The sequence below is a fragment of the Luteibacter sp. NPDC104163 genome (assembly GCF_055584245.1).
The window spans coordinates 1-8,877 of record NZ_JBVJMK010000002.1 but is presented as its reverse complement, the minus strand read 5'-3'; the positions used below and the strand labels follow the sequence as shown (position 1 = coordinate 8,877).

Sequence of the window (8,877 nt, the reverse complement as noted above, 5' to 3'; positions counted from 1 at the left end):
CCCGCCGCCCCGCCCCCCCCCCACCCCCCCCGGGGGGGGGGGGGGGGGGGGGCGGGTGGGGGGGCGGCCCCCCCCCCCCCCCCCCCACCCCCGCTCCCACAACAGCGTGTCTCACAGGGTGATACACCCGTGGGGCAGGCTTGACCGGCCCGCTACGCTCACCCATCCTGCCCGGCTAACGAAACGACTCCCCGCCTGATGAATACTCGCTACAACGCCTCAGACATCGAAGTCCTCAGCGGTCTTGACCCTGTCAAGCGCCGCCCCGGCATGTACACCGATACGTCGCGCCCGAACCACCTGGCGCAGGAAGTCATCGATAACTCCGTCGACGAGGCGCTCGCCGGCCATGCGAAGACCATCGACGTCACCGTGTTCAACGACGGCTCGGTCGAGGTCAGCGATGACGGCCGTGGCATGCCCGTGGATATCCACCCCGACGAAAAGGTCCCGGGTGTCGAGCTGATCCTGACCCGCCTGCACGCGGGCGGTAAGTTCTCGAACAAGAACTACGCGTTCTCGGGCGGCCTGCACGGCGTGGGCGTCTCGGTGGTGAATGCGCTTTCCACCCGCGTGGATGTCACCATCCGCCGCGAGGGCCAGGAATTCCGCATGAGCTTCGCGAACGGCGACCGCGCCAGCGAGCTCGAAGTCATCGGCACCGTGCCGAAGAAGAAGACCGGCACCACCCTGCGCTTCTGGCCGGATCCGAAGTATTTCGATTCCCCGCGCATCCTCGTCTCCAAGCTGAAGCACCTGCTGCGCGCGAAGGCCGTGCTCTGCGCCGGCCTGACCGTGCGCCTGCACGATGAATCCGCCGCCGGTGAAACCACCGAATGGTATTTCGAGGACGGCCTGCAGGATTACCTGCGCGCCGAGCTGCAGGGCGCCGAAGCCCTGCCGGCCGACCTGTTCGTGAAGCACTTCGCTCGCGAGACCGATACGGTCGATGTCGCCCTGTGCTGGCTGCCGGAAGGCGAGCTGGTGCAGGAAAGCTATGTGAACCTCATCCCCACCGCGCAGGGCGGCACGCACGTGAACGGCCTGCGCTCCGGCCTGACCAACGCCATCCGTGAGTTCTGCGACCTGCGAAATCTGCTTCCGCGCGGCGTGAAGCTCGCGCCGGAAGACGTGTGGGAGCGCCTCGCGTTCGTGCTCAGCATCAAGCTGCAGGACGCGCAGTTCGCCGGCCAGACCAAGGAGCGCCTCTCGTCGCGTAACGCGGCGGGCGTCGTCGAAGGCGTCGTGCACGATGCCTTCAGCCTGTGGCTCAACCAGCACGTGGATCTTGGCGAAAAGATCGCGCAGCTTGCCATCGAGCGCGCGAGTGCGCGACTGAAGGCCGCCAAGCAGGTCGTCCGCAAGAAGATCACCTCGGGCCCCGCCCTGCCCGGCAAGCTCGCCGACTGTGCCTCCACCGACCTGACCCGCACCGAGATCTTCCTCGTGGAAGGCGATTCGGCGGGCGGCTCGGCCAAGCAGGCGCGCGACAAGGACTTCCAGGCGATCATGCCGCTGCGCGGCAAGATCCTGAACACCTGGGAGGTCGAATCCACCGCGGTGCTCGCCTCGCAGGAAGTGCATGACCTGGCCGTCGCCATCGGCTGCGACCCCGGCAAGGATGACCTCTCCGGCCTGCGCTACGGCAAGGTGGTGATCCTGGCCGATGCGGATTCCGATGGCCTGCACATCGCGACGCTGCTCTCCGCGCTGTTCCTGCGCCACTTCCCCACGCTGGTGCGCGAGGGCCACGTGTTCGTGGCCATGCCGCCACTGTTCCGCGTCGACGTGGGCAAGCAGGTGTTCTACTGCCTGGATGAGGAAGAAAAGCGCCTCATGCTGGAAAAGGTCGAGCGCGAAAAGATGAAGGGCGCCGTCTCGGTCACCCGCTTCAAGGGCCTGGGCGAGATGAACCCGGCGCAGCTGCGCGAATCCACCATCCACCCCGATACACGCCGCCTCGTGCAGCTCACCGTGGAAGCGGAGGATGGCACGCAGAAGCTTATGGACATGCTGCTGGCGAAGAAGCGCGCCAGCGATCGCAAGCAGTGGCTCGAGGAAAAGGGCGACCTCGCCACCCTCGAGGTCTGATCGACAAAAAAGCCCGGCAATGCCGGGCTTTTTTGTGCTCGTTGTGGGAGCGCGCTTGCGCGCGATGGGTGCTTGCCGCAAGCCCATCGCGCGCAAGCGCGCTCCCACAACGGCTTTTAGCGGCGGTCGCGGATCGCCTCGATCAGCCCACGCGTCGCCGCGTCGAACTGGCTGATATCGCCCGCATCCTTGTCGTTCGCGAGCGAGGGGTAGATCTGCTTGGCGATGACCTTGCCCAGCTCCACGCCCCACTGGTCGAACGCGTTGATGCCCCACAGGTGGCCGAGCATGAACACCTTGTGTTCGTACAGCGCGATCAGCGCACCCAGCGAATGCGGGGTGAGCGAGTCGAGCATGAACACGCTGCTCGGGCGGTTGCCCTCGAACGTGCGCTGCGCGGCCAGGGCGCGGCGTTCGTCCTCGGTGCCCGTCTTCGCTTCCGCGAGCGCTTCCTCGAACGTCTTGCCAAGCGACAGCGCGGCGGCCTGCGCGAGCAGGTTGGCCGTCAGCACATCCTGGTTCTCACGCAGCGGGTGAGCCGGCTTCACCAGGCCGATGAACTCCAGCGGCACGATGTCGGTGCCCTGGTGCAGCGCCTGGAAATAGGCGTGCTGCGCATTGGTACCGATGCTGCCCCAGACCACCGGAACCGTCGAGCCGGTGACGTGCTTGCCGGTGGTCGGGTGCACGTGCTTGCCCAGCGATTCCATCTCGAGCTGCTGCAGGTACGAAGGCAGGTCGGCCAGGTAATCCACGTACGGGATCACCGCGCGGCTGGTGGTGCCAAGGATGTTGCGGTTCCACAGCTCAGCCGCGGCCAGCAGCACCGGCAGGTTGTCCTTCCACTCCGCGGTGCGGAAATGGTCGTCCGCCTCAGCGGCACCCGCGAGCAGGTCGCGGAAGCCGTTCATGCCGATCGCGAAGGCGATGGACGCGCCGACGGCCGACCACAGCGAGAAGCGGCCACCTACGTAATCCCACATCGGCAGCACCTGCGCGGCGCCCCACTTGTTCACGGCCTCGACGTTCGAGCTCACCGCGATGAAGTGCTTCGCCGTCTTCGCTGTGTCGCCCTTGTTGGCCTTGAGGATCCAGTCGCGGAACACGCCACCGTTGAGCAGCGTCTCCTGCGTGTTGAAGCTCTTCGATACCAGGATCACCAGCGTATGGCTCGGATCCAGCTTCTTCATCAGGTCGTTGGCCGCCTGGCCATCGACATTGGTGAGGAAGTGGCTGCGGATGCCATCGACGTGGAACTGCTCGAGCGCGTGCACGGCAAGGCGCGGGCCGAGGTCGGAACCGCCGATGCCGATGTTCACGACGTCGGTCACGCGGCCGATCAGGCCGACCGACTCACCCTCGCCCTTGTGCACGGCGTTGACCAGCTTCTCCATCTGGTCGAGTGCCTCGGCGACTTCCTTGCGGACATCGGCGGGGGCAGCCGGGTGACGCGACGCACCACCACGCAACGCGGTATGCAGCACGGCGCGGTCTTCGGAGGTGTTGATGTGCTTGCCTTCGAACATCGCATCGCGCGCGGCCTGCCAGCCGGTGCTTTCGATGTAGGCACCCACGGCATCCAGCGCCGCCGTGTCCAGCTTCTGGCGGGTGATGTCGAGAAGGATGGGGCCCATGCGCTTGCGGAAGCGATCGCCACGGGAGGCGTCGTTGACGAGCGTGCGGAGGGAGGTGCCGGCGAGGCGGCTCTTGTGCTCATCGAACGACGGCACGGGGACGTGGTTTGAATCCATGGCTTCCACTTTGGCTGCGACGGAGGGAAGCCCCGATATTACCGCACTGCAACGTAAGTGGATTGTATGGACCGTACTCTTGTGGGGGCGCGCTCCCACAGCGCGCTCCCACAGCGTGGTCCTACACGATCAGGCGGCCTGCTTCGGGATCGAATGGTTCGTGTGCGTGATGCGGTTGTCCGCATCCACGTAGACCAGGTCCGGCTTGTAGTTGGCCAGTTCGGCTTCGGAGAGGCTGGCGAACGCGGCGATGATCACCAGGTCGCCCGTCGAAACGCGGCGCGCGGCGCTACCGTTCACGGAGATGATGCCCGAGCCCTCTTCCGCACGCAGCGCGTACGTGACGAAGCGTTCGCCGTTGCTGATGTTCCAGGCGTGGATCTGCTCGTAGTCGCGCATACCGGCGGCGTCGAGCAGGTTGCCATCAATGGCGATCGAACCTTCGTAGTTCAGCTCGGCGTGAGTCACCGTGGCACGGTGGATCTTGCACTTGAGCATGTTGAGGTGCATGGCGGTCTCTGGGGTCTGTCGGTTACAAAAACGCCCATTCTAACGGAGGTAGCCCGTACCGTCGTGAATGGGCTTCCTCGGTGTCGAGGCGCTTTATGGGGGAGCGGGGTCGGAAACGCAAGTGCCCGTGCGTGAAGGCTTTCAGTCGAACGGCAGGTTGTCGATCAGGCGGGTGGCACCCAGCCGGGCAGCCACCAGGGCCACCAGGCCCTCGCGCTCGTCGGCGGCCGGCTCGGCCAGGTCCTCGGCACGGCGGATCGCGACGTAATCCGGGGTGAACCCGGCTCGCTCCAGGCGGGCCCGCGCGGCCGTTTCCAGCGCCTGCCAGTTGTGCCCCTGGCGGAACAGGTCACGCATCTGGGTTAGCGTGGCGTAGATCTGCGGGGCGCGCTGGCGCTCGGCCGGGCTCAGGTACTGGTTGCGCGAACTCTTGGCCAGGCCATCCTCATCGCGCAGGGTCGGGCCGGCCATGATCTTCACCGGCAGCGAGAGGTCGCGGACCATCCGCTCGATGACCTTGAGCTGCTGGAAATCCTTCTGGCCGAAGACGGCGAAATCCGGCTGGACCAGGTGGAACAGCTTGGAAACCACGGTGGCCACGCCATCGAAATGGCCGGGGCGGTGGGCCCCCTCGAGGGTTTCGGTCACGCCGGGCACGTGGATGCTGACGCTGCCCTCCGGCCCGAACGGGTACATGGTCGCCACTTCCGGCGCGAACAGCACGTCGCAGCCCGCCTCGGCCAGCCCCACCTGGTCCTGGGCCAGGGTGCGCGGGTAGCGCTCGAAATCCTCGCCGGGGCCGAACTGGGTCGGGTTCACGAACACCGAGGCGACGACGCGATCGGCGCGGGCGCGGGCCAGCTTCAGCAGGGAATGGTGGCCTTCGTGGAGGTTGCCCATGGTCGGGACGAAGCCCACGGTCTGGCCAGAGGTACGCCAGCCACGAATGGTGGCGCGGAGGGCGGCGGCATCGGTAACGGTCTGCATGGCGGGCTCTTTAGCTGAAGCTGTGTTCCGGACCGGGGAACGCCCCTGCCCTTACGTCATCCGCATAAGCGCGGATCGCTGCGGGAATGGAACCACGACCGTCGAGGAAATCCTTGGAGAACTTCGGCCGCTTGCCCGGGGTAAGGCCGAGCATGTCGTATACGACCAGGACCTGGCCATCGCAGCCGACGCCCGCGCCGATGCCGATGACCGGGATCGAAAGCGCCTTCGTGATCCGCTCGGCCAGGGCCGAGGGCACGCACTCCAGCACGAGCAGGTCGGCGCCGGCCGCTTCCACGGCCTTCGCGTCCGCGAACAGCTTGTCGGCCGCATCGTCGGTCTTGCCCTGCACCTTGTACCCGCCGAACTTGTTCACCGACTGCGGGGTAAGGCCGAGGTGGCTGCACACGGGGATATCGCGCTCGGCGAGCGCCGCGATGACCTCGCAGATGCGCCCCGCGCCTTCGATCTTGACCATGGCGGCGCCACCCTGGGCCACCAGCCGCGTCGCCGCTTCCATCGCCGCGGGAACATCGCGGTCGCTCATGAAAGGCAGGTCGGCCACGAGCAGCGTTGCCCTTAGCCCGCGGGCCACGGCGGCGGTGTGATAGACCATGTCATCGACCGTGACCGGCAGCGTACTCGGCCTGCCCTGCACCACCATGCCGAGCGAGTCGCCGACCAGGGCGACATCGATCCCGGCGAGTTCCAGTTGCGCGGCAAAACTCGCGTCGTAGGCGGTGAGCATCACGATCTTCCGGCCTTCGGCTTTCATCGCCTTCAGGCCCGGCACGGTCACCGGCTTACGCGCCGGCGCACTCGTATTTTCGACGTACACGCTCTTGTCGCCTCGTTGGGTGAAATTCGAATTGTCCGCCTGAATCGCCCGGGGCTCAAGGAACCGGGATCAGGCCAGGGGGAAGCATTCAGCCGCGTCGACCACGGCCAGCAGGTCGGCCACCCTGCCCTGGCCGGGTAACACGGCGTCCGGCGCGATATCGGCCAGCGGCAGGAGGACGAAAGCCCGCTCGGCGATCCGTGGGTGCGGCACCGCCAGCCGGTCATCGTCGATGGTCGCGGTGCCGTAAGCCAGCAGGTCCAGGTCGAGCGTGCGCGGGCCCCAGCGCTCGCCATCGCGAACCCTGCCGAACGCGCGCTCAGTGGAGAGCAGCGCGTCGAGCAAGGCATGGGCACCGAGCGACGTCTCGACCGCGATCGCGGCATTGACGAAATCCGGCTGGTCCACGTTGCCCCAGGGCGGGGTGCGGTAGAAGCGCGAGCGCGCGGTCACGCTGATGCCCGGCGTGACCGCGAGGACGCCGATCGCTGCCTCGAGGCGCGAACGGACGTCACCCAGGTTGCCACCCAGGCCAATGAACGCGATGACGCTCACGCCCCGCTCGTATCGCCCTTGCCCCGGGTGGGCTTGCGCCGCCGGCGGCGTTTGCGCGCCGGGGCCGTAGCGGCCACGGTGGAGCCATCGTGGACCGGTACGCCACCGCCGCCCAGCGCCGCCGCCAGCATTTCCGGAGGCAGCTGCTGCGCATGCGCCCACCATTCGCCCAGCTCGCGTATGCCCGTGGATTCATGGGCGCGCAACAGGAGGAAATCGAAGGCCGCGCGGAAGCGCGGATGCGACATGAGACGGAACACACGCTTGCGATGGATCTGCTCGAAGCGCGGCTGCAGCGCCCAGATCTCTTCCATCGTGAAGGTGAAGCGGCGTGGGATCGCGACGCGCTGGCACTGCTCGCCCACCACGTGGACCGCGGCGCGTTGCCATGCTTCGTTCATCTCGAAGCCCTGTGCCATCCAGCCATGCGCCTGGTCACGCACTTCGCCCCACAGCAAAACGGCGTAGAGGAACGCCGGGGTCACCGACTTGCCCTCGGCGATGCGCGCATCGGTGTTGGCGAGGCCTTGCTCCACCAGCGCGCGCAGCGCGTGGTCGCCGCGCTCGAGCGCGCGGGCGGTCGCCGGGAACAGGAACTCGAGCAGGCCGCAGGCCTCGAGCATCTTGAAGCTCTTCAGGCCATGGCCGGCGAGGAACAGCTTCAGCGATTCGTCGAACAGCCGGGCCGGCGACGCTTCGGTCAGCAGGTGGCCGAGCTTCTTGAACGGCGCCGACGCCGTCGGATCGATGGTGAAGCCCAGCTTGGCGGCAAGGCGCGCCGCACGGAGCATGCGCACCGGGTCTTCGCGGTAACGCTGCTCGGGGTCGCCGATGAGCCGCATGGTGCGGTCTTCGAGATCCTGCATGCCGCCGACATAGTCGCGCACGCTGAAATCGGCAATGTCGTAATACAGGGCGTTGACCCGGAAATCGCGGCGCACCGCGTCTTCCTCGATCGTGCCCCAGATGTTGTCGCGAACGATGCGGCCATCCACGATGTGGCGGTCGCCCTCGCCTTCGCCGCCTTCCTCACCGGTGCCGCGGAAGGTGGCCACCTCGATGATCTCGGGGCCGAAGACGACATGGGCCAGGCGGAACCGGCGGCCGATGAGGCGGCAGTTGCGGAACAGCCCCTTGACCTCTTCCGGCGTGGCATTGGTCGCCACGTCGAAGTCCTTGGGGTGGCCGCCCAGGAGCAGGTCGCGCACGGCGCCGCCCACCAGGTACGCGGCGAACCCGGCGTCATGCAGTCGGTAAAGCACGCGCAGGGCGGCTTTGCTGATGTTCTTGCGAGAGATGGAGTGCTGTTCGCGCGGGATGATTCTCACACCGGGCGGAACATCGCTCCTCGATTCGGAATTCAAGCGGTTGATGTCCTGGCGGGCGCACCAGCGCCCGGTCAAGTGGCTGCCCCCACCGGCGCCCGGTGTCGGGATGAACGGGCCAAATGTAACGAATTCGACCCAATCCGACGAGCGGGCGCCCAAGGCGTTGCCAGCGGCCGGAATTTGGATATACTAGCGCGCTTCGTACGTCTCGTACGACCCCGCTCCCTTCGTCTAGTGGTCTAGGACACGGCCCTCTCAAGGCTGGAACACGAGTTCGAACCTCGTAGGGAGCGCCACTTTCCTCTCCGGCGCCGAACCGTTCGCATGACCTTTGTCGTCACCGACAACTGCATCAAGTGCAAATATACGGACTGCGTCGAGGTTTGCCCGGTCGATGCCTTCCATGAAGGCCCGAACTTCCTGGTGATCAATCCGGACGAGTGCATCGACTGCACCCTCTGTGAGCCGGAATGCCCGATCAATGCCATCTACCCCGAGGACGATGTCCCCGCCGGGCAGGAGCAGTTCGTGGCACTGAACGCCGACCTGTCGAAGGACTGGCCGGTGATCACCGAGCGCAAGGATGGCATGCCGGACGCCAAGGACTGGGAAAACAAGCCCAACAAGATCGAGCTGCTCCAGCGCTGAGCGGTTGAAGAAGGCCCCGAGGGGCCTTTTTTATTGCCTCGATATCCACCTCCCCCTCTTCGTCCACCCTGTGGAATCCCTTGTGGGAGCGGGGGGGGGGGGGGGGGGGGGGGGGGGGGGGGCCCCCCGGGGGGGGGGGGGGGGGGCCCCCAATCGGGGGGGCGCGGGC

8 protein-coding genes and 1 tRNA gene are annotated in these 8,877 nt (G+C 66.7%); 3 read left to right on the top strand and 6 right to left on the bottom strand.

The window, feature by feature from the left end; genetic code table 11:
- The first annotated feature begins 198 nt into the window (after window positions 1-198).
- Window positions 199-2,091, top strand: a complete 1,893-nt coding sequence (parE, locus tag ACZ6YI_RS03075; protein ID WP_465777385.1) for a DNA topoisomerase IV subunit B — start codon at window positions 199-201, stop codon at window positions 2,089-2,091.
- A 116-nt stretch (window positions 2,092-2,207) separates the two neighbouring features.
- Here the strand turns inward: parE and pgi are convergent, their stop codons facing one another.
- The 6 genes from pgi to pcnB all read right to left on the bottom strand — a co-directional run bounded on the left by pgi (window position 2,208) and on the right by pcnB (window position 8,096).
- Window positions 2,208-3,842, bottom strand: coding sequence for a glucose-6-phosphate isomerase (pgi, locus tag ACZ6YI_RS03070; RefSeq protein ID WP_465777384.1), 1,635 nt, complete (start codon window positions 3,840-3,842; stop codon window positions 2,208-2,210).
- 129 nt (window positions 3,843-3,971) lie between these two features.
- Window positions 3,972-4,352 carry an aspartate 1-decarboxylase gene (gene panD / locus ACZ6YI_RS03065; protein ID WP_465777383.1) on the bottom strand — a complete coding sequence of 127 codons (381 nt, stop codon included), beginning with the start codon at window positions 4,350-4,352 and terminating at the stop codon, window positions 3,972-3,974.
- Window positions 4,353-4,493: 141 nt separating this feature from the next.
- Window positions 4,494-5,339, bottom strand: a complete 846-nt coding sequence (gene panC, locus ACZ6YI_RS03060; RefSeq protein WP_465777382.1) for a pantoate--beta-alanine ligase — start codon at window positions 5,337-5,339, stop codon at window positions 4,494-4,496.
- A 10-nt stretch (window positions 5,340-5,349) separates the two neighbouring features.
- The gene (panB, locus tag ACZ6YI_RS03055; RefSeq protein ID WP_440326007.1) at window positions 5,350-6,177 is read right to left on the bottom strand and encodes a 3-methyl-2-oxobutanoate hydroxymethyltransferase; all 828 of its coding nucleotides are present in this window, start codon (window positions 6,175-6,177) and stop codon (window positions 5,350-5,352) included.
- A 69-nt stretch (window positions 6,178-6,246) separates the two neighbouring features.
- Complete coding sequence (gene folK / locus ACZ6YI_RS03050) at window positions 6,247-6,732, bottom strand: 2-amino-4-hydroxy-6-hydroxymethyldihydropteridine diphosphokinase (RefSeq protein ID WP_465777381.1); 486 nt, start codon at window positions 6,730-6,732, stop codon at window positions 6,247-6,249.
- Window positions 6,729-8,096, bottom strand: coding sequence for a polynucleotide adenylyltransferase PcnB (gene pcnB / locus ACZ6YI_RS03045; RefSeq protein ID WP_465777380.1), 1,368 nt, complete (start codon window positions 8,094-8,096; stop codon window positions 6,729-6,731). Before pcnB ends, folK begins: the two co-directional genes overlap by 4 nt.
- A 184-nt stretch (window positions 8,097-8,280) precedes the next feature.
- Between pcnB and ACZ6YI_RS03040 the strand changes: the two genes are divergently transcribed.
- Both ACZ6YI_RS03040 and fdxA read left to right on the top strand, forming a co-directional pair.
- Window positions 8,281-8,356: transfer RNA gene (locus ACZ6YI_RS03040), tRNA-Glu, on the top strand.
- A 28-nt stretch (window positions 8,357-8,384) separates the two neighbouring features.
- Window positions 8,385-8,708, top strand: coding sequence for a ferredoxin FdxA (gene fdxA / locus ACZ6YI_RS03035; RefSeq protein ID WP_440326013.1), 324 nt, complete (start codon window positions 8,385-8,387; stop codon window positions 8,706-8,708).
- The last annotated feature ends 169 nt before the right edge of the window (window positions 8,709-8,877 follow it).